We start from the raw sequence: 24,996 nt of genomic DNA, 5'->3' as shown, positions 1-24,996 counted from the left end.
TCAGCTCCTCTGCTCTCGTTCGATCACCCGGCTGCGGCCCCGGAACTCCGCGATCACCTCGCGCTCGCCGCCGTTCTCGCGGTAGACGGTCACATCGCAGATCCCGTTACGCCCGTAGCGGGTGCGTTCCTCGGCGACGGCGAGCAGCTGATCGCCGAGCCGGGCCGAGGTCACGAAATTGATCTCGGCGCCGGAGGCCACGGTCACCGGGCCGTGACTGTTGCAGGCGAAGGCGAAGGCGGAATCGGCGAGCAGGAACAGGTAGCCGCCGTGCGCGATGTCGTGCCCGTTGACCATCCGCTCGGTGACCCGCATCCGCGCGGCCGCCGTACCGGTGCCCACCTCGCCGAGCTCGATCCCGAGCGCCTGGGAGGCCAGGTCGTTGTCGTACATGGACCGCACCACGGTCTCCGGACGAGACAAGAGGCAACACCGCCTTGCAAACTGACCGATTGGACGGTTATCAATGTCTGCCCGATACCTGCCGCTTGTCAAGTACGGGGTTTCGCTATCGGCCCACCGGCGTTACCCTATTTCCTGAACATTCGGTTGGTAATTGGAGGTCGGTGCGGATGGCTCCGGTGGCAGGCAGCTATGTGCGAGGCGGATGGCACGTCCCCGCGGACGGCACGCCGGTGCGCGACGCCGCGACGGGGGAGGAGGTCGCGCGCATCTCCTCGGCGGGCATCGACATGGGGGCGGTGCTCGACTACGGGCGCCGGGTCGGCGGACCCGCGCTGCGCGAACTGACCTTTCACCAGCGGGCCGCCCTGCTCAAGGCGCTCGGCAGCCACCTGCGTGAACACCGTGAAGAGCTCTACGCCCTTTCCGCACGCACCGGGGCGACCCTCGGGGACTCCAAGTTCGACATCGACGGCGGGATCGGCGCACTACTCGGCTACGCGAGCAAGGCCAAGCGGGAGCTGCCCAACGACACCGTCTATCTGGACGGCGGGATCGAACCACTGTCCAAGGGCGGCACTTTCCTGGGCCAGCACATCGCGACCTCGCTGCCCGGGGTCGCGGTGCAGATCAACGCCTTCAACTTCCCGGTCTGGGGCCCGCTGGAGAAACTGGCGCCCGCCTTCATCGCCGGAGTGCCGAGCGTGATCAAACCCGCGAGCCAGACGGCCTACCTGACGGCGCGGCTGGTCGAACTGATCGTGGAATCCGGGATCCTGCCCGAAGGCGCCGTGCAGTTCATCTGCGGCGGCGCGGGGGATCTGCTCGACCATGTCACCGAACAGGACGTGGTCTCGTTCACCGGGTCCGCGGACACCGCGCGGAAACTGCGCGCGCACCCGGCCATCGTGCGCGGCGCGGTGCGGTTCAACGCCGAGGCCGATTCGCTCAACTGCTCGATCCTGGGCCCCGATGCCCAGCCCGGCACGCCTGAATTCGACCTGTTCGTGAAGCAGCTGGTCACCGAGATGACCGTGAAAGCGGGCCAGAAGTGCACCGCGATCCGGCGCGCGATCGTGCCCGCCGCGCTGATCGACGCGGTCGGGGAGGCGGCCGCCGAGCGACTGGGGCGGGTCACGGTCGGCAACCCGGATGCCGAAGGGGTGCGGATGGGGGCGCTGGCGAGCCTGGAGCAGCGCGAGGAAGTCCGCCGCTCGCTCAAGGCACTGCTCGGCGCGGCCCGCGTGGTGTACGGGGATCCCGAGCGGGCCGAGGTGATCGAGGGGGACGCCGAGCAAGGGGCCTTCGTGTCTCCGGTGCTGCTGCGCGCCGAGGACACCGGGCGCGCCGAACCGCACAAGGTCGAGGCGTTCGGACCGGTCGCCACGCTGATCCCGTACGAGTCGGCCGAGGAGGCGATCGAGCTGGCCGCCCGCGGACGGGGCAGCCTCGCGGGCTCGGTGGTCACCGGGGATCCCGCCTTCGCGGCCACCGTGGTTCGCGGCCTCGCGCCATGGCACGGGCGAGTGCTCGTGCTCGACGCCACCGACGCGAAGGAGTCCACCGGGCACGGTTCCCCGCTTCCCGCGCTGGTGCACGGCGGGCCCGGGCGCGCGGGCGGCGGCGAGGAGATGGGCGGGATCCGCGGCGTGCTGCACCACATGCAGCGCACCGCCGTACAGGGTTCCCCGGATGTGCTCACCGCGGTCGGCGGGCAATGGGTCCCCGGCGCGCGGCGGCAGGCGGATGGCCCGCACCCGTTCCGGAAATCCCTTGCCACGCTGCGGATCGGGGACTCGGTGGTCACCGCGCCGCGCACGGTGACCCGCGCGGATGTGGACCATTTCGCGGAGTTCACCGGGGACACCTTCTACGCGCACACCGATGAGGAAGCCGCGGCCGTGAACGAACTCTTCGGCGGGATCGTGGCGCACGGCTACCTGGTGGTCTCGTTCGCCGCGGGCCTGTTCGTCTCGCCGGAACCCGGTCCGGTACTGGCCAACTACGGGCTGGAGAACCTCCGGTTCCTCACCCCGGTCAAACCGGGAGACGCGCTCACCGTGACCCTGACGGCCAAGCGGATCACGCCGCGGGAGAACGCGGACTACGGCGAGGTCCGCTGGGATGTGGATGTCACCAACCAGAACGAGGAATCGGTGGCCAAGTACGACCTGCTCACACTGGTCAGCAAGGAGGCGACGGAATGACCGAGGAACTGGAGCGGAGGTTCGAGGACACCATCGCCCGGGACCAGCGGCTGGAACCGCGCGACTGGGTCCCGGAGGGCTACCGCAAGACGATGATCCGCCAGATCTCCCAGCACGCGCACTCCGAGATCATCGGCATGCAGCCGGAGGGCAACTGGATCACCCGCGCGCCTTCCTTGCGGCGCAAGGCGATCCTGCTGGCGAAGGTGCAGGACGAGGCGGGGCACGGGCTGTACCTGTACTCCGCGGCGGAAACCCTCGGCGCGGACCGCACCGAGCTGACCGAGAAGCTGATCAGCGGGGCGCAGAAGTACTCCTCGATCTTCAACTATCCGACGGTCACCTTCGCCGATGTCGGGGTGATCGGCTGGCTGGTGGACGGGGCGGCGATCTGCAATCAGGTTCCGTTGTGCCGCAGCAGTTACGGGCCCTACGCGCGCGGGATGATCCGGATCTGCAAGGAGGAGTCCTTCCACCAGCGGCAGGGCTACGAGCTGCTGATGACGATGATGCGCGGCACCGAGGCACAGCGGGAGATGGTGCAGGAGGCCACGAACCGGTGGTGGTGGCCCTCGCTGATGATGTTCGGCCCGCCGGACGCGGACTCCCCGAACACCGAGCAGTCCATGGCCTGGAAGATCAAGCGGCACACCAATGACGAGCTGCGCCAGCGGTTCGTGGACATGAGCGTGCCGCAGGCCGAGGCGCTCGGGGTCACCCTCCCCGATGCGGAACTGTCCTGGAACGCCGAGCGCGGGCACTACGACTTCGGTGCCATCGACTGGGACGAGTTCAAACAGATCCTCAAGGGCAACGGCCCGTGCAATGCCGAGCGGATCGCGAAGCGCCGGGCCGCGCACGAGGACGGGGCCTGGGTCCGCGAGGCCGCCGCGGCGCACGCCGCCAAGCAGCGTGATCGGGAAAGGAGCGCGGCATGAGTGAAGTGCGGAAGGACTGGCCGCTGTACGAGGTGTTCGTGCGCGGCAAGCGCGGCCTCAACCATGTGCACGTCGGTTCGCTGCACGCGGCGGACGACCGGATGGCGCTGCGCAACGCGCGGGATCTCTACACCAGGCGCAACGAGGGCGTGAGCATCTGGGTGGTCGCCGCCGCGGACATCACCGCGTCCAGCCCGGACGAGAAGGACCCGTTCTTCGCGCCGAGCGGGGACAAGGTGTACCGGCATCCGACCTTCTACGAGATCCCCGACAACGTTCCCCACATGTAGGTGAGCCATGAGTTTCGACAATGCCTACGAGGCGCTCGCCGAGGCACAGGACGACGCGCGCTGGGCGTTCGGCACCGGCTTCGACGACCCACTGTCCGGTGTGGACACCAGCGTGCCGTCCGATGTGGACGGTGCGGCGCTCGCCGCCTACTGCCTGATGCTCGGGGATGACGCGCTGATCGCCTCGCACCGCCTGCAGCAGTGGTGCACCAGGGCGCCGGAGCTCGAGGACGAGGTCGCGATCGCCAATATCGGCCTCGATCTGCTCGGCCAGGCGCGGCTGTTGCTGACCAGGGCGGGCCGGGCGGACGGATCCGGGCGTGGCGAGGACGAGTACGCGTTCTTCCGAGCCGAGTCCGAGTTCCGCAATGTCCGGCTCACCGAACACGCGCACGGGGACTTCGCCGAACTGCTCGCCACGGTCCTGGTGTTCGGTACCTGGCGGCTCGCGGTCATGCAGCGACTGCGGGACTCGCGGGATCCGGTGCTCGCGGCCATCGCGGCGAAGGCGGTACCCGAACTGACCTATCACCGGGAGTACGCCGCGGACTGGGTGGTCCGGCTCGGCGACGGCACCGCGGTCTCGCACCAGCGGATGCAGAGCGCACTGGACGGAATCTGGCCACTGGTCGGGGAACTGTTCGCCACCCACGAGGTGGAGCGCGCGCTCGCGGGTGTCGCGGTGGATCCCGCCGAGACCCGCGCGGAGTTCGACGCGGTACTGGCACAGGTCTGCGCGGCCGCGGGACTGAGCCTCCCGGAGCGCGCCCCACTGGCCGGGGTGGCCGGGCGCACCGGACGGGACGGCTTGCACACCGAGGCCATGGGGTATGTGCTCGCCGAACTGCAGAGCGTGGCACGCGCGCATCCGGAGGCGAGCTGGTGAGCACCGTGACCCCGCTGCGCGATGCCTACGCGATCGCCGCCACCGTGACCGATCCCGAGCTGCCGATGCTCACCCTCGCCGATCTCGGCGTGCTGCGCGAGGTGTCCGAATGCGACGGACGGGTGATCGTGTCCATCACCCCGACCTACAGCGGCTGCCCGGCGATGGACACGATGCGCGACGATCTGGTGCATGCCTTGCGTGCGGCGGGTTTCGCCGAGGTCGAGGTGCGCACCGTGCTCGATCCGCCGTGGAGCAGCGACTGGATCAGTGCCGCGGGCAGGCGCAGGCTCGCCGAGGCCGGGATCGCCCCGCCGGGCGCCGCACCGGCCAGGGCAGGCGGACCGGTTCCGCTCACCCTCGGCTCCCCGGTGCGCGCGGTGCGCTGTCCCCACTGCGGCGGGCCGGACACCGAGCAGCTGTCCCGGTTCGGTGCGACCGCGTGCAAAGCGCTGTATCGCTGCCGCAGCTGTGTCGAACCGTTCGAGTACTTCAAGGAGTTCTGATGGCCAGGGAGTTCAATCCGCTCAAGGTCGCGCGCATCGACCGGCTGTGCGGGGACGCGGCCGCGGTGACCTTCGAGGTGCCCGAGGAGCTGAGCGAGACCTACACCTTCCGCGCCGGGCAGTCGCTGACGCTGCGGCGCACCGTGGACGGCCGCGAGGAACGGCGCTCCTACTCGATCTGCGCACCCGCCGGATCCGCGCCGCGCATCGGTGTGCGCGAGGTGCCCGAGGGGCTGTTCTCCACCTGGCTGGTCAACGAGGTGCGCCCGGGGGAGGAGATCGAGGTGGGCGCGCCGACCGGGAAGTTCACCCCGGATCTGGCCAGCCCCGGTCATCATGTGCTGATCGCGGCGGGTTCCGGGATCACCCCGGTGCTCTCCATCGCCGCGACGGTGCTGCGGGATCCGGAGAGCACCGTGACACTGCTCTACGGCAACCGGCGCGCCGAGACGGTGATGTTCGCCGATGAACTCGCCGACCTCAAGGACCGTTATCCGGCCCGCATCGAACTGATGCATGTGCTGTCCAGGGAACCCCGCGAGGCGGAACTGTTCACCGGGCGCCTCGATGCGGAGAAACTGCGCGAACTGCTCGCGATCGTCCCGGCCGAGGTGGACCACTGGTGGCTGTGCGGGCCGTTCGAGATGGTCACCGAGGCCCGGGCGCTGCTGCTGGAGACCGGAGCGCCCAAGGAACGGATCCATCAGGAACTGTTCTATGTGGACGCCGAACCGCCCGCCCCGGTGCGGCACGAGGAACCGAAGCCGGACGGGGCACAGAGCGAGGTGACCGTGCTGCTGGACGGGCGCGCCACCGCCGCGCCGATCGGGTACGACAGCCCGATCCTGGACGGTGCCCAGCGCGCCCGGCCGGATCTGCCGTTCGCGTGCAAGGGCGGGGTGTGCGGTACCTGCCGGGCGAAGGTCACCGAGGGCAAGGTGGACATGCGGCGCAATTTCGCATTGGAGGAGGCCGAGGTCGACCAGGGATTCGTGCTGACCTGTCAGTCGCTTCCGGTATCCGAGCGGATCACCGTGGACTTCGACGCTTGAGAACTGTCAACAGCCCGGAAAACCCGGGCCCGGCCTAGAATCGGGACCATGACTGCCGATTTCCCGCTCGAGCCCCATCCGGATCCGACTCCGGCCGACCGGCGCGCCGCCATTCTCGCCGATCCCGGTTTCGGTGCGTACTTCACCGATCACATGGCGGTCGCGAGTTGGACCGCGGATACGGGCTGGCACGACCGGCGGGTGACCGCGCTCGCCCCGTTCAGCCTGCACCCCGCCGCGGGAGTACTGCACTACGCGCAGGAGATCTTCGAAGGACTCAAGGCCTACCGGCACGAGGACGGCGGGATCCGGTTGTTCCGTCCGTGGCGCAATGCCCGCCGGTTCACCGATTCCGCGCGACGGCTGGCCCTTCCGCCGCTCGACGAGGCCGACTTCGTGCGCAGCCTCGAGGCGCTGGTGCGCGCGGACGCGGACTGGGTGCCCGCGGGTGAAGGGGAACAGAGCCTGTATCTGCGCCCGTACCTGTTCGCCAGCGAGGCGTTCCTGGGCGTCCGATCGGCCACCGAGGCGCGTTACGCGGTGATCGCCAGCCCTTCGAGCGGGTACTTCTCCGGCGACTCCGGGGTGCAGCTGTGGATCACCGAGGAGTACACCCGCGCGGGCAAGGGCGGGACCGGGGCGGCCAAGTGCGGTGGCAACTACGCGGGAAGCCTTGCCGCGCAACAGGAAGCCCGGGAGCACGGCTGCGATCAGGTGCTCTACCTGGACGCGGCGGACCGGAGCAAACTCGAGGAATCCGGGACCATGAACATCTTCCTGGTCACCTCGGACCGCAAGCTGGTGACCCCGGAACTCGGCACCATCCTCGAAGGCGTCACCCGGGCGAGCCTGCTCGCGCTCGCCGAGGAGCACGGCCTCACCCCGGTCGAGCGGGCCATCGGGCTGGACGAACTGCGCACGGGCTGCCGCGAGGGCACCGTCACGGAGGTGTTCGCGGCCGGAACCGCGGCCGTGGTCACCCCGATCACCGGATTCCGGGGCAGGGAAGGGGAATTCACCGTGGGTGCGGGTGTTCCGGGCAAGACCACGCTCGGCCTGCGCGAGCACCTGCTCGACATCCAGTACGGCCGCGCCAAGGATCCGGACGGCTGGCTGCACCCGGTTCCGTGAACCTCAGAGTCCGACGCCCCCGCTGACATCGAGCTTGGTCCCGGTGATCCAGCGGGCCTCGTCGGAGGCGAGGAAGGCGACCGCGTCGGCGATATCCGGCACCTGGCCGATGCGGCCGAGCGCGGTTCTGCCGATATTGCGCTCGACGTGTGCCGGATCGGCCAGCACCTCGGCGGTCATGTCGGTGTCGGTGTAGCCCACTCCCACGGCGTTGACGGTGATTCGCCGCGGTCCGAGGTATTTGGCCAGTGCGTGGCTGAACACATCGAGCGCGCCCTTGCTGAGCGGATAACCGATGCTGTCCCCGGAAGAGGCCACCCGGGTGGAGACCGAGGAGATGTTGATGATCCGGCCGCCCTCGCGCAGCCGGGGCAGCAGTCGCTGGGTCAGGAAGAACGGGGCCCTGACGTTGACCGCGATCATCCGGTCGAACTCCTCGGGCGTCAGCACCTCGATCGAGCGGCCCATGAAGTTGAGTCCCGCGTTGTGCACCAGGATGTCGATCGCGGACTCGCCGTGCGCCTCGAGCCCGGCGACCAGTCCGGCCATGAGCGTGTCCATATCGCCGGGCACGCCCAGTTCCGCGCCGACGATGAAGGCCCGGCCACCTGCCGCCGAGATGAGTGCGGCGGTCTCCTTGGCGGCCGCCTCGTTGTTGCCGTAGTGCACGCCGACCAGGGCGCCGTCCCTGGCCAGGCGTTCGGCGATCCCTCGTCCGATTCCCCGGCTGCTACCGGTGACCAATGCGATCTTGCCGCTGAGGTTCCCCATACCCACTCCTTGATCGCGCCGCGGAGTCCGACCGTCGACTGTATCGTCAATCTGCTCTTTGGGGTCAGTCTTGCCTAATTCGCTGCTCCAGTACCGCGGCCGTGGCCAGCCATCCCGCCCGGGCACTGGGATAGCGCGGCGCCCAGCCGGTCTCCGCGCGGAATGCGGCGTTGCTGACCCGCAGTGAGCGGGTCAGTGAGGTCAGCCGGGAACCGAGCAGCAGCCCGGCCCGTCCCGGACCGCGCAGCAGCGGAGTGCGACCGGCCGCGGTGGCGAGCGCGGCCAGCTGTGCGCGCTGGGTCAGTGGTTCGTCGTCGACCACGTTGAACGGCCCCGCCGGAGCCGTCAGCGCGGCGACCACCGCTCGTGCCGCGTCGGCGAGGTGGATGAGCGAGAGGTAGTTCCCCGGCGGCCCGAACCGCACCCCGATCCGCTTCCGGGCCAGGGCATAGAGCTGCTCGGCATGCGCGGCGCCCGGTCCGTAGAACAGGCCGAGGCGCAGCACGGTTCCGATGCCGCCGGCTGCGGTGAACCGGCGGGCGCTCGCCTCGGCGGCCAGGTTCCCCCGGGTCTGCGGGTATTCGTCCAGTGGCCAGTCCTCGCGGATCCAGGTGGACCCGCCCGGCCGGTACAGCATCGCGACCGATTCCTGCACGAGCCTGCCGACCCCGGCGGTGCGGGCCGCCTCGGCCACGGCGGCAGAACCCTCGGTGCGCACCCGTTCGGTCTCCTGCCAGGCGCGGTAGAGCGGGAACCGCAGCGTGCTCGGCATCGCGGAGGCGAGGTTGACTACCGCGTCCATACCGCTGAACGCCGTGGCGAGGGCGCGGGCGTCGAACAGCGAGACCGATACCGGGTGCGCGCCCTGATCGGCGAGTACTGCGGCCTTCTGCCCGGACCTGGCCAGCGCGGTGACCTCGTGACCGGCGCGCACCAGCGCGGGGACGGCATGACCGCCGATGGCCCCGGTCGCCCCGGTCACGAACACGCGCACCGTTTCAGCTATACCGCTGAAACGGCCACTGCGCTATCGGCCGGGCGAGCCATTCCTGCGGCGGATCCGGTAACCGTACGGGTTCACCGGACCAGTGCGCGATCACCACGACCCGGTCCTGTCCGCCGAGGTAGATGCGCGCGTCGAGAAAACCGGGGCTCGCGGTGACCGCGGGCAGGCCGGTGTCCCGCACCCAGGCCAGCAGCGCGTCCCGGTTGCCCTCGCTGGCGCGCACCTCCCACATCAGGGTGTCGTTCATGACCGGCCCCGCAACGGCGGGATCGCGGGAACCTCGGTGGCCGCGGCGATGTCCTCCGCGGTGAGCCGGAACCGCTCGGGATACTGCTCCGGGTCCGTGCGCCGGGCCGGTTCGGAGCTGCGCCAGCTGTACCCGCAGCGGGCACAGCAGTACACCTCCCAAGCCCCGGGAACGGGGGAGACGGCGAGCCGTTCGATCCTCTGCTCTGCGCAACGTGGACAGGTCATCGCGGATTCTCCTCTCGCAGTGCGGCCAGCTTGCTGATCCAGTCCGCGGTCTCCGGAAGGTCCTGCACCGGCTGGCCGAAATGGCCGCGGTCGTCGGGCGGGACGGGGGTGGTCGCGTCCAGGATCATCTTGTTCGTGATCCCGGCGGGCTGGGAACCCGGATCGAGGGAGAGCACCGGGAGGTTCGGGATGTTCACCAGATCGCCTGCCGGGTTCATCTTCGTGGACAGCGCCCACATCACCTGCGGCAGATCGAAGGGATCCACATCCTCGTCGACCATGATCGCGGTCTTGATGTAACCGAGGCCGTGCGGTGTGGTCATGGCGCGCATCCCGACGGCCTTGGCGAAACCGCCGTACCGCTGCCTGGTGGAGATGATCGCCAGCAGGCCGTGCGTGTACATCGCGTTGACCGCCCGCACTTCCGGGAACTCGGCCTTGAGCTGCTGGTAGACCGGGACGCAGGTGTTCGCCGCGATCAGGTAGTCCACCTCGGTCCACGGCATGCCGAGGTAGAGCGTCTCGAACACCGGATCGGTGCGGTAGGAGATCCGGTCCACCCGGATCACCGGCATCCGCCGTCCTCCGGAGTAGTGCCCGGTGAATTCGCCGAACGGGCCCTCGATCTCGCGTTCCCTGCCCAGCACGACCCCCTCCAGCACCACCTCGGCGCCCCACGGGATGTCCAGCCCGGTCAGTCCTCCGGTGCTCACCGGGGCCGGTTCCCCGCGCAGGGCACCGGCCATCTCGTACTCGCTCTGGTCGTAGGCCATCGGGGTGGCGGCCACGATCGAGATCACCGGTTCGTTGCCGATGGCGATCGCGACCGGGAGATCCTCGCCGCGTTCCTCCGCCTTGCCGAGATGCAGCGCGATGTCGTGCATGGGCACCGGTTGCAGACCGAGCCGCGCCTTTCCCTTGACCTGCATCCGGTACACGCCGAGGTTCTGCTTGCCGAAGTGCTCAGGATCCTCGGGATCGCGGGAGATCACCGCGGCCTTGTCCAGATAGAAACCGCCGTCGCCCTCGTTGAGCCGGTGCAGCGGCAGCACCTGGAACAGGTCCACATCCTCGCCCTCGAGCACGTGGGTGGCCCACGGCGGATCGGCGCGCCGTTCCACCGGAACGGGGAACCGGTCCCAGCGGCGGACGAACTCCTCGACCTGTTCCCGGATCCCAGTTGTTTTCGGCAGTCCGAGCGCGAGCGCGTGGTTGGCCCAGGAACCGTGCACGTTCGCCGCGACCCGTGCCCCGGTGAATCCGGTGATGTTGTCGAAGTGCAGCGCGGGCGCGGTATCCCCGAGGCGGGCCGCGGCGTTCGCCGCTGCGGCCAGATCAGGTTCGGGGTCGACACGCTCGCCGACCCGCAGCAGCTGGCCCTCCCGGTCGAGGGTGTCGAGGAAGGACCGCAGATCGTCGTATGCCATGGGTGCTCACTCCTTATCGCGGTAGTCCGGTCCAGCGCGCGGCGTTCGGCGCGGGAAGGTCGAACTGGTCGAGCACCCTGGTGACCACGTGGTCCACCATGTCCTCGATCGTCTCCGGGGCGTTGTAGAAGGCGGGCATGGGCGGCAGGATCACGGTTCCCATGCGGGAGAGGGCGAGCATGTTCTCCAGGTGGATCTCGTGCAGCGGGGTCTCCCTCGGCACGAGCACGAGCCTGCGCCGTTCCTTGAGCACCACATCCGCGGCGCGCCCGATCAGTCCGTCGGCGTAGCCCGTACGGATCCCGGCGAGGGTCTTCATGCTGCACGGAGCCACGATCATCCCATCGGTGCGAAACGATCCCGAGCAGATCACGGCCGACTGATCCCCGGGCCCGTAGGACACATCCGCGAGTTCGCGCACCTGACCGACCCGGTACGGGGTCTCGAGTTCGATGGTGGTGCGCGCCCACCGGCTGAGTACCAGATGGGTCTGCACATCGGGCAGTTCGCGCAGGGTCTCGAGCAGGCGGATGCCGAACGGGGCACCCGTCGCGCCGGTGATCCCGATGACCAGTCGCATCGTGGCTCCCACGGTCGCCTTTCCGCCGATGTCAAAACTCGGCGGATTAGTTCGTATACGAACTAACTATCACAGACTACCATGCTCCCATGGCCGCGATCGAGGAAGCGGTATTCCATCTCATGCGCCGCGTGATGCAGGAGCACGCGGCTCGCTGGCAGGCCACGCTCGGCGAGCTGACCAAACCGCAGTACGCGGTGCTGACCGTGCTCGCCGCGGAACCGGGGCTCGACCAGGCCACCGCGGGGGAACGGGCCGCCATCGACAAGGCCACCCTCACCAGCCTGCTGCTGCGGCTCGAACAGCGCGGGCTGATCAGCAGGGAGATCGGGGCCGATCGCCGGAGGCGGACGGTGTGGCTGACCTCGGTGGGCGAACAGGCGCTGCGGGCGCACAAGGTGCTCGCCGACGGGGTGGACGAGGCGCTGCTGTCCCGGCTGAGTTCCACGGAGCGCGAGCAGCTGCGCGAGCTGCTCGGCAGGCTGGCGGGCGGCGCCACCTAGACCGGGCCGCCTAAACTGGGGCGATGATTTTCATCGTGGTCAAATTCCGGGTCAAGGCCGAGTACACGGACACCTGGCTGGACAGCGTGGACGCGTTCACCAAGGCCACCCGGGCGGAACCGGGCAACCTGTGGTTCGAGTGGTCGCGCAGCGTCGAGGAGGAGAACACCTTCGTGCTCGTCGAGGCGTTCGCCGATGACGCGGCCGAGGCACACGTGAACTCGGAGCACTTCCGGGCGGGCCTGGAAACCATGCGCCCCATGGTGAGCCGGACCCCGGACATCGTCAGCACCAAGATCGAGGGCGCCACCTGGTGGAGCGAGATGGGCGAGCTCAAGATCGACTGAGTTCCTCCGCGCTGGGGTGCACGCCGGGGACATAGCCCGCGCGCAGCGCCCGCACGGTGAGCAGCGGGGTGAGCACGGTGACCTCGGCGGGCGCCAGGGAATCGGCGCACCGTTCCCGGTAGCCGCCGAGGCTCCACCGCAGCACGTCCCCGTGCCAGCGCAGCCAGGGTGCGCCCTGCCAGTCGAACAGCGCGCCCTCGGGCAGTTCGGCGAAGGCCATCGGCCGGGTGCGCTGGGTGCCCTGTGCGGTCATCCGGTCCGCGGCGAGGCACTGGTCGACCTGCGCGGCCGCGGTCAGGCCCACGGCACGCTTGAACCGGCCGAGGTCCCGGTTGCGGCATTCGGCGCACGGCCGGTGCCCCGCGGCCAGCGCCGTGACTTCGTCCAGGAAGAACAGCTCGGTATAGGAACGCGGCCCCATGACGGTGCGCCGCCGCCCGTTGAACTCGAGCAGGCAGGCGAGCCAGTTCCGGGTGCGGTGGCTGCGGACGAGCTCGGGATCGCCATCGGGGGTGATCCGGTGCAGCCGCCCGCGGTTGCCGAGCAGCGTGCCCCGTTCCGGGGCGCGCACGATCTCCCCGTACGGCGTGACGCGGTTGGGCAGCGGCATGGTGCGCACCTCGCTCCGGCTCGGGTGGACCGGATCAGCGTGGCAGCACCGGCGGGTGGCGTGCTGGCGGGAATCGGACGGTACCGTTGCGGCCCGGAGAATCGAGCGAGGAGGACAGTGTGCGGGTTCCGGTCATCGTGGTCGCCGGGTTCCTCGGTTCCGGCAAGACGAGCCTGCTCAATCACGTGCTGCACAACAGGAACGGGGTGCGGGTCGGGGTCGTGGTGAACGATTTCGGCGCGATCAACATCGATGCCATGGCGATCTCGGCCCAGGTGGACACCATGGTCTCGTTCGGCAACGGCTGTCTGTGCTGCGCGATCGACACCGAGGACATGGGCGACACGCTGGCCGGGCTCGCGGAGGCCGATGTCGACGTGGTGCTCGTGGAACCGAGCGGGCTGGCCGAACCGCAGGCCGTGGTGCGTCTGGTGCTGGCGAACGCGGGGGAGCGGCTGGAGTACGGCGGCATGCTCGAGGTGGTGGACGCGGCCGAGTTCGAACGGGTCGCCGAGCAGAATCCCGACCTGGAACGGCATCTGGCGTTCGCGGATCTCGTGGTGCTGAACAAGATCGACCTCGCCGACGAGGCCACACTGCGCCGGGTGCGGGAACGGATCGGCGCCACGGTGCCGATCGTGGAGACCGTGGGCGGTGCGCTCGATCCGCAGCTGCTCTTCGACCGCAGCGCCGAGACCGGTCCTCGGCAACTGTCCTTCGACGAGCTCGAGGAACCGGACTCGCACGAGGGCCATGCGCACGAGACCTACGAATCGGTGTCCTTCCATGCCGAGGAACCGCTCGATCCGGTGCTGCTGATGGAATTCCTGCGCGACCGGCCGCCGGAACTGTTCCGGGTCAAGGGATACACCCACTTCGATGTGCCCGGCTACCCGGACCGGTTCGGTCTGCAGACCGTCGGACGGCATCTGCGGTTCCGCCGGGAGCCGTGGCCGCACGGACAACAGCGCGCGACCGATCTGGTACTGATCGGCCGCGCGCTGGATGCGGGGGGCATCGAGAAACGGTTGCGCGGATGCCTCGCCGAGGCCCCGAGCACCGAGAAGGATCTACTGGATGTGTTGCGGTACGCGCACTGAGAGCGCGCACCGCAACACGATCGCTCTCAGTCCGCGTGGCTCAGCGTGAGCTCCACGTCGTCGCGCCCGGTTCCGGTGAGGGTCACCGCATTGGACGCCGGCGGGTAGCCGCTGGCCACGATGGTGTAGCTGCCTCCGGAGAGGTCGGCGAACGCGAAGCTGCCGTCCTCGCCGGTCCGGTACCGGTTCACCAGGGCGCCCGCCTCGTCCAGCAGTGAGACGTGCGCATCGTGCAGCGGGGCACCGCTGGCATCGCGCACCGTGCCGTGCAACCGCGTGGCATCGCGCAGTTCCACATCCCGGTTGGTCGGCTCACCGGCGGCCACGGTGACCGGTCCCGCCGTCGGCTGGTAGCCGTCCGCGGTCACGGTCAGCGTGTAGGTGCCGGGCACGAGCTCGGTGTGCCGGTAGCCGCCGTCGGTCTCGGTGAGCGCGGACCCGGAAACGCTGCCCTGCTCATCGGTGACCACGGTCAGCGCACCGGCGATCGGGCCCGAACGGTCCGCCACCCTGCCGGCGAGCTCCCCGGTGTTCTCGCTGAGCACGATGTCGAAGGCGTGCGGGGTGGTGCCCACCGCGAGCGGGGTGACCTTCGGCTCGTGCCCCTGAGCGGCGCCGAGCAGCACGTAGTTCCCGCTGGTCGGCGCGAGCACCGCGTACCGTCCGTTCTGGTCGGCGGTGATGCGGTCGATCTGGCGCCCGGCCTGGTCGATGAGCGTGACCACCGCACCGGCGGCGGGCTCCTGCCTGCCGTGCAACACCTTGCCGTGCACCGAAACCCCGCTGCCGTTGGTCTCCGCGCGCAGTGCGTGCTTGGGCTCCGCGAGGTCGGCAGGGACCTGCTGCGCGGGCTCCTGCTCCTTCTTGCGCTGGCCGTAGGGGCGGCCCTTGCGGTAGATCAGCACCGCGATGAGCAGCCCGGCCGCGAAGAAGCCCGCGGCCCACCAGTACGCGTAGGCGTAGCTGTGCAGTCCGGCCTGCACCGCGACATCCGCGTCGGTGCGGTGCTCGGCGAAGTAGTCCGCGGCCGCGGTGGCCGCCATGGTGTTGAACAGCGCGGTACCGATGGAACCGCCGACCTGCTGCATGGTGTTCACCGTCGCGGAGGCGACCCCCTGGTCGTGGCTGGCGACCCCGAGCGTGGCCAGGCTCATCGCGACCGGCATGACCAGTGCGAGGCCCGCCCCGAGCATCAGCAGCGAGGGCAGCACGTGCGCGGCATACGAACTGTCCGGGCCGAGACCGGTCAGCAGCACGAGCGCACCCGCGGCCAGCGCCATCCCGACCGGGACCGTGGCCTTCGGGCCCACATAGGGCACGAGCACGTTCGTGGACAACTGCGAGACCAGCATCATCATGCCGACCATGGGCAGGAAGCCGAGCCCGGTCTGGATCGGCGTGTAGTGCAGCGTGGTCTGCAGGTAGTAGGTCAGGAACAGGAACACCCCGAACATGCCCGCACCCGAGATGAACACGCTCAGGTAGGAACCCGCGCGGTTGCGATCACCGAGGATGCGCAGTGGCAGCAGCGGATGGGCCGCACGGGTCTCCCAGAACGCGAACAGCGCGATCAGCACCGCGCCCCCGGCCAGGAACGCCCAGCACATCGGGTCGCTCCAGTCGTAGGTCTCCGCATTGGAGAACCCGAACACCAGGGAGAACAGCCCCGCGGCGACGAGACCCGTGCCGAGCAGGTCCAGCTTCGGCCGCTCGGCCGGGGCCTGGCGGCGGATGAACACCAGCGCGCCGAGGATGGCGACCACCGCGATCACGCAGTTCACGTACATCGTCCAGCGCCAGTCCAGGTGCTCGGTGAGCACCCCGCCGAGCAGCAGGCCGACCGCGCCACCGGAACCGGCGATCGCACCGAACACACCGAACGCGCGACCGCGTTCCTTCGGATCGGTGAACGTGGTGGTGAGCAGGGACAGCGCGGACGGAGCGAGCAGGGCGCCGAACATCCCCTGCAGCGCGCGGGCGATCACCAGCATGGTGAACCCGTTCGCGGCACCACCGAGCGCGGAGACCGCGCCGAAACCGATGATGCCGATGATGAAGGTGTTGCGCCGCCCGAACAGATCCGCGAGCCGCCCGCCGAGCAGCAGCAGGCTGCCGAACGCGAGCGAGTACGCGGTCACGATCCAGGTGCGCGCGTCATTGGTGAAGCCGAGGTCGTGTTGTGCCGAGGGGAGCGCGATGTTCACGATGGTCGCGTCCAGCACCACCATCAGCTGGGCGAGCCCGATCACCGCGAGCGCCCACCAGCGGCTCGGCGTGTGTTTGCGCGTGCCGGGCGCTTTGCTGCCCGGCGGCGCGTGTTCCATGGTCGTAGCAGACATACGGGTCCTCCGGTTCGATGTCTGGCGCTTCATCGCGCCGGTGGTTCTCAGTTCCGCGTGAGAGCGGGCAGCACCACGTCGTCCACGTAGCGCAGCAGGTAGGCGGTGTCGGGTTCGCGGCCCTCGATGAACGGGCGGGTGAACACGGCCCCGAAAAGCAGATGTGGCAGATAGTCGTTGGTCTTCGCGCCCTCGGTGAGCTCGCCGCGTGCCACCGCGTGGTCCACCACCGAGCGGATGACCTCCAGCTCGGGCTCGAAGATGGTTTCGCGCATCGCGTCCCGCAGGTCCGCGCAGTCGCGCATCGCGGGTGAGATCGCCCGGACGACGGCGAGGTCCTTTTTCGCCTTGGCCTTGGCGAACCGGCTCGCGATCGCATGCAGATCACCGCGCAGCGAGCCGGTGTCCTTGTAGGACAACAGCTCCCCGCGCTTGCTGTGCCGTACGGCCTGGGCGACCAGCTGCGGTTTACCGCTCCACTGCCGGTAGAGCGTCGCCTTGCTGCACCGGCAGCGCGCGGCAACCGCGTCCATGGTCAGCTGCTCGTAGCCGATCTCGCAGAGCTCGGCGAGCACGGCCTCGTAGAGCTCGGCCTCGCGTTCCGGAGTCAGCCGGGTCTTGCGTGCGGTTTTGCTCTCCACGGCTGCTCCCTTCACCCCTAACGAACCGAAACGGTTTCGTACACTTAGCCAAGTTACGCCCACCCCTATCGAAACTCAACCGTTTCGATGTGCGTCCTGCGTCACCATGACTCCGGCCGCGCGCAGCTCGGCGACCGAGGCGGCGTCCCCGTCCGGATGCGCGTGCACGAACGCGGTCGCTTCGAGCGGGATCGCGGCCGGATAGCCGAGCCGCACCGCATCGCGGGCAGTGGCCGCGACACAGACATCCGCGGCGATACCGACCACAGTGACCGAATCCGGCCGGAACTGGGTCAGTGCCTCGAGCAATGGGCCGAAGCTGCCCTCGGCGCATGGCTGCTGCGGTTCGAGAACCGGGGCGAGCAGGAATGCGGAGAAATTGCCCCGTTTGCCCGGGCCCTTCTCAAACATCTCGCCACGTACATCCAATTCCGGATGCAGCAGGGTCCGCCCGTGTGGATCGCCCTCGGGAAGATCCACCGGCGCGTAGTCCCGGCTGTAGAACACCGGATCACCGCGCGCGACCGCACCCGCGATCTGCTCGTTCACCGCGTGCACGATCTTGGGAAATTCTCCGGACACGAGCTCGACGAACAGGTTCTGCATGTCCACGACGATCAGCGCATTGGTCATGCGGCCGACGATAGAACCTCAAGTATGGTTGAGTTCAACTGAATTCCGGGACATTCCCTTTCCCGTCGCGCTCGCCTACGATCGCCGGGGACTGTTCGGACTGCGTTTGGGGTGCGGAAATGCGTCGTTCTCGGTATCTGGCAGCGGTATTCGGTGTGGTTCTGCTCGCCGGTGGCGGTGCGAGCGCGGCACCCCTGCCCGCGCAGTCCTGGAGCGCGGGCTGGGCGGTCCCGGACAGTGCGCCGCAGCCCGCCTTGACCGACAACGGCTCCGCGAAGGGCTTCCGGAACGACACGATCCGCCAGGTGATCCGGGTCGATGCGGGCGGTCCACAGGTCCGGGTGCGGCTGTCCAACCGATACGGCCCCACGCCGCTGCGGCTGACCGGGGCGAGCATCGGTTACACCGGCAAAGCGGGAGCGCTGATCGATCCGCGACCGCTCACCTTCGGCGGTTCGCGTTCCACGGTGGTGCCCGAGGGAGCCCAGCTGCGCAGCGATCCGGTCGCGATCCCGGTGCGCCAGCTGGATTCCCTGACCGTGAACCTCTACTTCGCGGGAGCGACCGGACCGGCTACCAACCATCCAGAGGCGCGCGCCACCAGCTACCGGGCGAAGGGCGACCACACGGAGGACACCGGGGCTTCGGCATTCACCGAGCACCGCACCTCCTGGTATTTCCTGGACGAGGTGGATGTACGCACGGCCGGGCAGCGGGCTGCCGTGGTGCCGTTCGGGGATTCGATCACCGACGGGACGAATTCGACCGTGGACGCCGACAACCGTTATCCGGACGAGCTCGCCGAACGGCTCAGGGCGGCGGGCAGCACCGACACCGTGCTCGATTCCGGGGTCAGCGGGAACCGGGTGCTGCACGATTCCCCGTGTTTCGGCGAGCGGGCGCTGGCCCGGTTCGGCCGTGATGTGCTCGACCGGCCGGGTGTCCGGAGCACCATCATTCTCGAGGGGATCAACGACATCGGGGCGAGCGCGCAGCCTTCGGAATGCTTCCTGCCGAACACGAGGGTCACCGACCGGCAGCTGATCGCCGGATACCAGCGACTCATCCACGCGGCACGGGCGCGCGGGATCACCGTGCTCGGCGCGACCCTGCTGCCGTACCAGGGCGCCTCCTATTACAGCCCGCAGGGCGAACTCGTCCGGGAACGGGTCAACGACTGGATCCGGCATTCCGGCGCGTATGACGCGGTGGTCGATTTCGACCGGGTGATGCGCGATCCCGCCCATCCGAAGAAGCTGAATCCCGCCTACGACAGCGGGGACGCGCTGCATCCGAACGACCGCGGCTACCGCGCTATGGCCGGGGCCATCGATCTCGGAAAGCTGTGACCCTAAGTCGTTGATTGCCCTGCCTTCGCGCGCTCGGCTCGGTCCAGCGCCCGGGACAGCGCGAGAATCGCCCGCACGTCGCTGTCCATTCCGGTGCCCTCGGGCGGCGCGATGACCGACGGGGCGGCGAGGTCCCCGTCCGGGCTGCGGCGGCCCAACGCTTCGCGGACCAGACTCGCCTGCCGGGCGGGGGAGTCGCTCGCCTGTACCGGGGCGGTCATGTACGGACTCAGGCACACCAGTCCGTCCCGGCATTCGATGACCCGCCGGTAATAGCGCAGCCGCATGTGCCGTAGCCGCAGCCGTTCCCGGACCGGACCGGCGGGCGGGAACAGCGCGATGGTGGGGAACTGCCGATAGAGCGCCGCCCACAGCGGCCCCAGCTGGGCGTAGTGCCGCCGCGCCTCGACCCACATCCGGGCCTTGGCGATACCGGTCCGGGCGCCGGGATAGCCGACACCGAGGAAGAACACGCCGACTCCGATCGCCAGCAGCGGCGAGGTCCACACGGCGGTGCCCGGGAGCAGGGACGTGCCGAACACCAGCCGTCCGCCAGCGGAGAGCACCCTCGGCAGATGCGTGCCGAGACAGCAGACGAGCAGTCCCGCGGCGGCGACGCGGAGCCCGAGCCTTGTCGGCGGTGCGACCGAGACCGCGGCCGCGGACCAGGAGAGGTAGGCGCCGCGCGCGGTCGCGTAGGCCATGTAGAGGTTCCCGATCAGATGGAAGGCGAGCACCCCGGCGGGGCCCGTGGTCTCGGTGTAATCGCCATAGTCCGCCCCGCCGGCCGGTGCCGTGCCGAAGAAGACCCCGGCCAGGGCCACGCTGACCGCGAGCGCCACACCGAGCTCGACATAGCCGCGCGCCCCGGAAGCGGACGAGGCGCGCACCGACCGCAGGAGCCCGAGCAGTAGCGCGAAGAAGAACGTCAGCAGGACGAACTCGATCAGCACCGGGGTCTGCCGGGGGAAACCTCCGGCCAGGGCGGGAATGCTGACCATCAGCTGCGCGGTGAGCGCGGCCACGACCAGGAAGGTGCAGACGGTGACGATGAGCAGGCCGCGATCTCGTGGCATGCGCGCCAGCTGCGAACCCTTCCAAACCGCGGCGGCCAGGGCCGCGCACCACATGACGAGGGCGGCCACCATCTACAGCCACCCCTGGTGATCGTCGAACGCGCCGCTGACCGGATCCGTCCGGTGTTTGCGCCTGGTGTCCAGCCGGTCGAGCAGGACCGCCCATTCCTTGATCACGGTCGCGACCATCTCGGCTTCACGTTCGGCGACCGCGTCGTACCCTTCGCGGCGCAGCGCCCGCAACACGACCTCGATGGGGATGTCCGGGAAGATCTGCGCCCAGATGTCGTCATCGTCCTCGTCACTGCCGTGATCACTGAGGATGTGGCCCAGCTCGTGCAGGATGATGTGTTCCTGGTGTGCCGCCGTCGTATCGCGCTGATAGAGGACGTAGTCCTCCTCGGCGGTCCCGATCCACAGGCCGAACGCGCCCGGTGTCGGCAGGGGATAGGGCATCAGCCGGATCGGGCGACCGCGGTGCGCGGCCAGCCTGGCGCACAGCAGCGGAACGTCGAGCGGCGCGCCGATCTCGAGCTCCCGCAGCAACTGCTTGACGCCCTGTCGCAGTTGCAGATCGTTGCGCCAGCGCCGTCCGCTGCCCGCCCGCACGGGATCACTCGGCGAGGAGTCGCCGTACCGCCTCGGCGGTACCCCGCGGATGGCTGCTCGGTGCCATGTGCCCGCCCGGTATCTCGGTGAACGTGCCGTCCAGTTCCTTCGCGAGCTGTTGCGCGCAGCGATACTCCCAGCGGCTCACCCCCTGACTTCCGCCGGTCGGCCGGACGGTCACCGGCACCGCGGCGAGCTGTTCGGCACGCAGCGCGGAGGCACGCACGGCCGGGAAATCGTGCGCGAAGAAGAATTCCAGATTGGCGTTCGGGTCACCGGCTGGCTTGCCCGGCCGGGCGCCCTCCTCGGGTTCGCCCTGGTGCGCGGAGATGGCCACCATGTGCCGGATCGCGCCGCGGACATCGGTACGGGCCAGTTCCGCGACGGTATCCAGTTCCGCCTCGCGGTCCGGCTCGCGCAGCACACTGGACAGCGGCGGTTCGTGGGCGATCACGGTCGCCACCCGCCCGGGATGTTCGGCGGCCAGGTGCAGTGCGATCACGGCGCCGATGCTGGACCCGAGCACCCGCGCCGGCCGATCGGTGCAGGCTTCCAGCAACCGGGCCGCGTCCTCGGCGTGCTGGGTCATCGTGACCGGCACATCCCCCGAAGCGGTCGAGCGCGAGATCCCGCGGCGGTCGTAGCTGATCACCTGGTACTGCTCGGCGAGCTCGGCGGCCAGTTGTGCGGTGGCCGCGGCGTCGCTGATCCCGCCCTGGATCAGCAGCAGCGGATCACCCTGCCCGCACACCTCGTGGTAGAGCTGGGCGCCACGCACATCCACGGTCCCCGACCGCACTTCACTCACGGGCCTCTCCTCGGTCTCGGCTGGCCTGGAAATCGATGTATTCGAGCACGGACCGCAAGCCTTCCGGGGAGAGCTGACTGGCCCGGGTGGCCAGCCGGTCGACCTTCTCCGCCCCCAGCTTGGCCAGCAGCTCGTACTGGCGATTCAGTTCCTGCCCCTTCGCGGAGGAACTGAAGTACTCCAGCGGAACCTCGAAGAAGCCGGCGATCCTTTCTACCAGTGTGTAGCCCGGATCGTACTTCCCGTTGAGCAACTCGTAGAGGTATCCGCGCGAAATTCCCACGGCCGCCGCGACCTCCGCCTTACCGTATTTCGAGCCGTCCTCGCGCCGCACGCTCGCGAAGAGACGCTGAAGTCTGGAGGCGAAGGCGTTCTCCGATTCCTCTTCCCCGGCCATCCGGTTACCCCTCTCTCACCCGCATGGGCGTCGTGATACCCATACGCGATACCTCACATGTACGGCATACTTGACATTTAGTCAGGTACACCATACGTTAATTGAGCGGTGTCAAGTATACCAGTCAGATTGACGGTATTCCTTCGCGCGGACTGGCGCCCCTGCTGGTCCGTCAGCGCCGGTAGCAGTCACCGGCGCGGATGTCCCGGTCGGTACGGGGGAGCGGGACACCCACCGAAGACGCCGGTGCCGACCTGATGGGGGTGATCGGCACCGGTGCCTTCGGTGTGCCGCTCAGTCCTCGCCGCGATAGCTGGGTACCCCGGCCAGGAAGGTCGCGCGGACCGGAATCTCGCGCAGTCCGTGCGGATCGAGCTCGGCGGGATCCACCGAGGTGAGCACCAGATCGGCGGGGTCTCCTTCGCGGATCGCGGTACGCCCGCCGGCCGCCGCGGCCAGGGCGACCGCAAGCGGCAGGCACTGCTCCGGATGCCACGGCGGGCGTTCGTCATCGGTCCTGGTGACCGCCGAGGCGATCGCGTCCCAGGGATCGAGCGGGGCGACCGGCGCATCCGAGCTGAACTCCAGCCGGGCACCCGCACGGTGCAGGGCCGCGTAGGGGTAGGCGAGCGCGGTCCGGCCCGCCCAGTACCGCTCGGCCACATCCCGGTCGTCCGGGCAGTGCCCGGGCTGCACGCTCGCGATCACTCCGAGCCGGGCGAACCGCGCCAGGTCGGCCTCGGCGACCAGCTGAGCGTGCTCGATCCGCCCGCCGCTGCCACAGCGCTCGAAGGCGTCCAGGGCGATCCGGGTCGCGGCGTCCCCGATGGCGTGCAGCGCCGGGGTGATGCCCGCGGCGACGGCACGGTGCACGAGCGGTTCGAGTTCCGCGGGCGGCGTGACCAGTTCACCGGTGCTCTCGGTGTCCGGATACGGCTCCAGGCAGTACGCGGTCCTGGTGTTCAGCGAGCCGTCCACGAACAGCTTGTACGGGCCGACGGTGAGCAGTTCGGCGATCGGCGTCCCGGTACGGTGCCCGCGCTCGATCGCCTCCTCGAGCAGATACCTGGCGAGCACGCACCGCACCCGGGTACTCGGCGAGCGGATCTCCAGGCGCCTGGTCCAGTCGGTGACGGTATCGGTGAACTCGTAGTCACTGATCGCGGTGACCCCGCGCGCGGCAGCGGCCTCGGTGGCCTCCAGTACCCATTCGTCGGTGACGGTGAGCGCGGGCCGGGGCAGTTCCGCGGTGATCCGCATGCATTCGTCCTCCACGAACACCCCGCTCGGATGGTCCCTGCCGAGCAGTCGCAGGGCGGGGGAGTTGCACCAGAGTGTGTGCAGATCCTTGCTCAACAACACCGCGGGCTGATCGCCGAGGACCGCGTCGAGAGTGCTCTTGTGCGGGCTGTCCGGCCACAGACCGTCGGTGAACCCGGCGCCGAGCAGCAGCTCACCGTCGTGTGGCCCCGCGGCCATCAGCCGTGCCGCGGCGGCGGCCGAAGCGGCACCGGACAGGTCGATCCGATGGCGGAACTGTGCCCACTGCAACAGATGCGCGTGCCCGTCGACCAGTCCGGGGAGCAGGGTGCCGCCCTCGAGCACCTCGGCGCCGTCCGTCCGGGCGCCGGGTTCCTCGATCGCGGCGATCCGCCCATCGGCCAGTCGCACATCCGCGACCGGTCCCTCGCTTCCGACTCGCACGCCACGCAGCAGCACCGCATCACTCACCTCGTGCACCACCTCTCTTGCCGGACATACCGGCTGGTCGGTACCGTGTCCGTCCATGACAGAGGACACCGCCTCCGCGCTGCCCGGACTTGATCTTGCCGCACTCCGTGGATACCTGGATACCGCGCGACCGGGCCTGTTCACCGGTGAGCTTTCCGGGCGCCTGATCGCGGGCGGGCGGTCGAACCTGACCTACGTGGTCACCGATGGGCAGCGGGAACTGGTACTGCGCCGTCCGCCGCTGTCGCACGTGCTGGCGACCGCGCACGACATGAGTCGCGAGTTCCGGGTGCTGAGCGCTCTGGAAGCGAGCCCGGTTCCGGTTCCGCACACCGAACTGCTGTGCACCGAGGCCGAGGTGCTGGGTGCACCGTTCTATCTCATGCAGCGGGTCGACGGGGTGGCGATGCGCTCCCTCGAGGATGCCGCCTGGATGTCCGACGAACAGGCCCGCGCGGTCTCCCTGCGGCTGGTAGAGGTACTGGCGGAGCTGCACGCCATCGATCCGGATCGGGTCGGCCTCGGCGAGTTCGGTAAACCGGACGGCTATCTGCGCCGCCAGCTCGACCGGTTCGGCAAGCAGCTCGAATCCTCGCGCAGCCGGGAACTCCCGGGGATCGAGGAACTGGCCTCCTGGCTGCGCGCGAATATTCCGGAATCACGTAGGGCCGCGATCGTGCACGGGGACTACCGCCTGGACAACGCGCTGGTGCGGGCGGATCCCCTGGAGATCACCGCGGTGCTCGATTGGGAGATGGCCACGCTCGGCGATCCGCTCGCCGATCTCGGCCTGCTGTACGTCTACTGGACGGGAACGGGGGAGTCGGACAGCTCGGCGGACCCGATCACCGGCGGGCTCACCAAACGCTCGGGATTCCCGACCTTCGCCGAGCTCGCCGAGCACTACGCCCGCTATTCCGGCACCGATATCGGCGAACTGCACTGGTACGTGGCGCTCGGCTGCTACAAGCTCGCGGTGATCCTCGAAGGCATTCACTACCGGTTCAGCACCGGGGGCACCGTCGGCGCGGGCTTCGAACAGATGGGGAACATCGTGCTGCGGCTCATCGAGAACGGGCTCGCCGCGCGTACCGGCGAGCACTGAGCGGCCCTCGGGGAGTATCCGAACGGAAGATGGCGGTGGCGTCAGGTGGTGAGTCCCGGCAGAAGAGCCTTTGCCGCT

Annotated in this window: 28 protein-coding genes; 12 read left to right on the top strand and 16 right to left on the bottom strand. The window is 69.2% G+C overall.

Features of this window, described 5'->3' with window-relative positions; genetic code table 11:
- The gene (paaI, locus tag AD72_RS08465) at positions 1-393 is read right to left on the bottom strand and encodes a hydroxyphenylacetyl-CoA thioesterase PaaI (RefSeq protein WP_031465866.1); all 393 of its coding nucleotides are present in this window, start codon (positions 391-393) and stop codon (positions 1-3) included.
- Between the two features lie 179 nt (positions 394-572).
- On the opposite strand from paaI, the gene paaZ reads away from it, so the two are divergent.
- The 7 genes from paaZ to AD72_RS08430 are packed head-to-tail and all read left to right on the top strand — an operon-like array spanning position 573 to position 7,412.
- Positions 573-2,609: a phenylacetic acid degradation bifunctional protein PaaZ gene (gene paaZ, locus AD72_RS08460; RefSeq protein WP_031465865.1), complete on the top strand. Its 2,037-nt coding sequence runs from the start codon at positions 573-575 to the stop codon at positions 2,607-2,609.
- Positions 2,606-3,547 carry a 1,2-phenylacetyl-CoA epoxidase subunit PaaA gene (gene paaA / locus AD72_RS08455; RefSeq protein ID WP_031465864.1) on the top strand — a complete coding sequence of 314 codons (942 nt, stop codon included), beginning with the start codon at positions 2,606-2,608 and terminating at the stop codon, positions 3,545-3,547. The genes paaZ and paaA overlap by 4 nt, the downstream gene beginning before the upstream one ends.
- The gene (gene paaB / locus AD72_RS08450; protein ID WP_020502051.1) at positions 3,544-3,837 is read left to right on the top strand and encodes a 1,2-phenylacetyl-CoA epoxidase subunit PaaB; all 294 of its coding nucleotides are present in this window, start codon (positions 3,544-3,546) and stop codon (positions 3,835-3,837) included. Before paaA ends, paaB begins: the two co-directional genes overlap by 4 nt.
- Positions 3,838-3,844: 7 nt before the next feature.
- Positions 3,845-4,723, top strand: a complete 879-nt coding sequence (paaC, locus tag AD72_RS08445) for a 1,2-phenylacetyl-CoA epoxidase subunit PaaC (RefSeq protein WP_031465863.1) — start codon at positions 3,845-3,847, stop codon at positions 4,721-4,723.
- A 14-nt stretch (positions 4,724-4,737) separates the two neighbouring features.
- Entirely contained in the window at positions 4,738-5,229 is a 492-nt protein-coding gene (gene paaD / locus AD72_RS08440) for a 1,2-phenylacetyl-CoA epoxidase subunit PaaD (protein WP_156365088.1), read from the top strand.
- Positions 5,229-6,281 (top strand): 1,2-phenylacetyl-CoA epoxidase subunit PaaE, encoded by a 1,053-nt coding sequence (gene paaE, locus AD72_RS08435; protein WP_031465861.1) that lies wholly within the window; start codon positions 5,229-5,231, stop codon positions 6,279-6,281. Before paaD ends, paaE begins: the two co-directional genes overlap by 1 nt.
- A 48-nt stretch (positions 6,282-6,329) precedes the next feature.
- Positions 6,330-7,412: a branched-chain amino acid aminotransferase gene (locus tag AD72_RS08430; RefSeq protein WP_031465860.1), complete on the top strand. Its 1,083-nt coding sequence runs from the start codon at positions 6,330-6,332 to the stop codon at positions 7,410-7,412.
- Positions 7,413-7,415: 3 nt separating this feature from the next.
- On the opposite strand, the gene AD72_RS08425 is transcribed toward AD72_RS08430, so the two are convergent.
- The 6 genes from AD72_RS08425 to AD72_RS08400 form a co-directional block, all read right to left on the bottom strand.
- On the bottom strand, positions 7,416-8,183 hold the full coding sequence (locus tag AD72_RS08425; protein ID WP_031465859.1) for an SDR family NAD(P)-dependent oxidoreductase: 768 nt from the start codon (positions 8,181-8,183) through the stop codon (positions 7,416-7,418).
- A gap of 64 nt (positions 8,184-8,247) precedes the next feature.
- Positions 8,248-9,177: an NAD-dependent epimerase/dehydratase family protein gene (locus tag AD72_RS08420; RefSeq protein ID WP_031465858.1), complete on the bottom strand. Its 930-nt coding sequence runs from the start codon at positions 9,175-9,177 to the stop codon at positions 8,248-8,250.
- Positions 9,178-9,181: 4 nt separating this feature from the next.
- A complete protein-coding gene (locus AD72_RS08415) occupies positions 9,182-9,436 on the bottom strand; it encodes a hypothetical protein (protein ID WP_031465857.1) in 255 nt (84 codons plus the stop codon).
- On the bottom strand, positions 9,433-9,663 hold the full coding sequence (locus AD72_RS08410; protein WP_031465856.1) for a non-oxidative hydroxyarylic acid decarboxylases subunit D: 231 nt from the start codon (positions 9,661-9,663) through the stop codon (positions 9,433-9,435). The genes AD72_RS08415 and AD72_RS08410 overlap by 4 nt, the downstream gene beginning before the upstream one ends.
- Complete coding sequence (locus AD72_RS08405) at positions 9,660-11,090, bottom strand: non-oxidative hydroxyarylic acid decarboxylases subunit C (RefSeq protein WP_031465855.1); 1,431 nt, start codon at positions 11,088-11,090, stop codon at positions 9,660-9,662. The genes AD72_RS08410 and AD72_RS08405 overlap by 4 nt, the downstream gene beginning before the upstream one ends.
- Positions 11,091-11,103: 13 nt before the next feature.
- The gene (locus AD72_RS08400) at positions 11,104-11,670 is read right to left on the bottom strand and encodes a non-oxidative hydroxyarylic acid decarboxylases subunit B (RefSeq protein WP_031465854.1); all 567 of its coding nucleotides are present in this window, start codon (positions 11,668-11,670) and stop codon (positions 11,104-11,106) included.
- A gap of 89 nt (positions 11,671-11,759) precedes the next feature.
- On the opposite strand from AD72_RS08400, the gene AD72_RS08395 reads away from it, so the two are divergent.
- Together AD72_RS08395 and AD72_RS08390 are read left to right on the top strand one after the other, a co-directional pair.
- Entirely contained in the window at positions 11,760-12,173 is a 414-nt protein-coding gene (locus AD72_RS08395; protein WP_031465853.1) for a MarR family winged helix-turn-helix transcriptional regulator, read from the top strand.
- A 23-nt stretch (positions 12,174-12,196) separates the two neighbouring features.
- Entirely contained in the window at positions 12,197-12,520 is a 324-nt protein-coding gene (locus AD72_RS08390; protein ID WP_031465852.1) for a putative quinol monooxygenase, read from the top strand.
- Here the strand turns inward: AD72_RS08390 and AD72_RS08385 are convergent.
- Entirely contained in the window at positions 12,507-13,130 is a 624-nt protein-coding gene (locus tag AD72_RS08385; RefSeq protein WP_031465851.1) for a hypothetical protein, read from the bottom strand. The two genes, AD72_RS08390 and AD72_RS08385, sit on opposite strands and share 14 nt — an antisense overlap.
- A gap of 119 nt (positions 13,131-13,249) precedes the next feature.
- On the opposite strand from AD72_RS08385, the gene AD72_RS08380 reads away from it, so the two are divergent.
- Positions 13,250-14,230, top strand: a complete 981-nt coding sequence (locus AD72_RS08380; protein ID WP_031465850.1) for a CobW family GTP-binding protein — start codon at positions 13,250-13,252, stop codon at positions 14,228-14,230.
- A 26-nt stretch (positions 14,231-14,256) separates the two neighbouring features.
- Here the strand turns inward: AD72_RS08380 and AD72_RS08375 are convergent, their stop codons facing one another.
- The 3 genes from AD72_RS08375 to AD72_RS08365 all read right to left on the bottom strand — a co-directional run bounded on the left by AD72_RS08375 (position 14,257) and on the right by AD72_RS08365 (position 17,843).
- Positions 14,257-16,569 carry an MFS transporter gene (locus AD72_RS08375; protein ID WP_231644759.1) on the bottom strand — a complete coding sequence of 771 codons (2,313 nt, stop codon included), beginning with the start codon at positions 16,567-16,569 and terminating at the stop codon, positions 14,257-14,259.
- A gap of 47 nt (positions 16,570-16,616) precedes the next feature.
- Positions 16,617-17,210, bottom strand: coding sequence for a TetR/AcrR family transcriptional regulator (locus tag AD72_RS08370; RefSeq protein ID WP_031465848.1), 594 nt, complete (start codon positions 17,208-17,210; stop codon positions 16,617-16,619).
- 75 nt (positions 17,211-17,285) lie between these two features.
- Positions 17,286-17,843 (bottom strand): cysteine hydrolase family protein, encoded by a 558-nt coding sequence (locus AD72_RS08365; protein WP_031465847.1) that lies wholly within the window; start codon positions 17,841-17,843, stop codon positions 17,286-17,288.
- Positions 17,844-17,962: 119 nt separating this feature from the next.
- Between AD72_RS08365 and AD72_RS08360 the strand changes: the two genes are divergently transcribed.
- Positions 17,963-19,192, top strand: coding sequence for an SGNH/GDSL hydrolase family protein (locus AD72_RS08360; RefSeq protein WP_031465846.1), 1,230 nt, complete (start codon positions 17,963-17,965; stop codon positions 19,190-19,192).
- A 2-nt stretch (positions 19,193-19,194) separates the two neighbouring features.
- Here the strand turns inward: AD72_RS08360 and AD72_RS08355 are convergent, their stop codons facing one another.
- The 5 genes from AD72_RS08355 to AD72_RS08335 form a co-directional block, all read right to left on the bottom strand.
- Positions 19,195-20,340 carry an MAB_1171c family putative transporter gene (locus AD72_RS08355; RefSeq protein WP_031465845.1) on the bottom strand — a complete coding sequence of 382 codons (1,146 nt, stop codon included), beginning with the start codon at positions 20,338-20,340 and terminating at the stop codon, positions 19,195-19,197.
- The gene (locus AD72_RS08350; RefSeq protein WP_031465844.1) at positions 20,341-20,877 is read right to left on the bottom strand and encodes a hypothetical protein; all 537 of its coding nucleotides are present in this window, start codon (positions 20,875-20,877) and stop codon (positions 20,341-20,343) included.
- 4 nt (positions 20,878-20,881) lie between these two features.
- The gene (locus AD72_RS08345) at positions 20,882-21,685 is read right to left on the bottom strand and encodes an alpha/beta fold hydrolase (RefSeq protein ID WP_051898222.1); all 804 of its coding nucleotides are present in this window, start codon (positions 21,683-21,685) and stop codon (positions 20,882-20,884) included.
- Entirely contained in the window at positions 21,678-22,082 is a 405-nt protein-coding gene (locus AD72_RS08340) for a helix-turn-helix domain-containing protein (RefSeq protein ID WP_031465842.1), read from the bottom strand. The genes AD72_RS08345 and AD72_RS08340 overlap by 8 nt, the downstream gene beginning before the upstream one ends.
- 294 nt (positions 22,083-22,376) lie before the next feature.
- Positions 22,377-23,825 carry an amidohydrolase gene (locus tag AD72_RS08335; protein WP_031465841.1) on the bottom strand — a complete coding sequence of 483 codons (1,449 nt, stop codon included), beginning with the start codon at positions 23,823-23,825 and terminating at the stop codon, positions 22,377-22,379.
- Between the two features lie 43 nt (positions 23,826-23,868).
- Here AD72_RS08335 and AD72_RS08330 point away from each other — a divergent pair, with 43 nt between their 5' ends.
- Positions 23,869-24,918 (top strand): phosphotransferase family protein, encoded by a 1,050-nt coding sequence (locus tag AD72_RS08330; RefSeq protein ID WP_031465840.1) that lies wholly within the window; start codon positions 23,869-23,871, stop codon positions 24,916-24,918.
- The last annotated feature ends 78 nt before the right edge of the window (positions 24,919-24,996 follow it).

Origin of the sequence: Sciscionella sediminilitoris (genome assembly GCF_000737195.2) — a bacterium.
Classification (GTDB): domain Bacteria; phylum Actinomycetota; class Actinomycetes; order Mycobacteriales; family Pseudonocardiaceae; genus Sciscionella; species Sciscionella sediminilitoris.
This window is presented reverse-complemented; position numbering and strand designations above follow the sequence as displayed.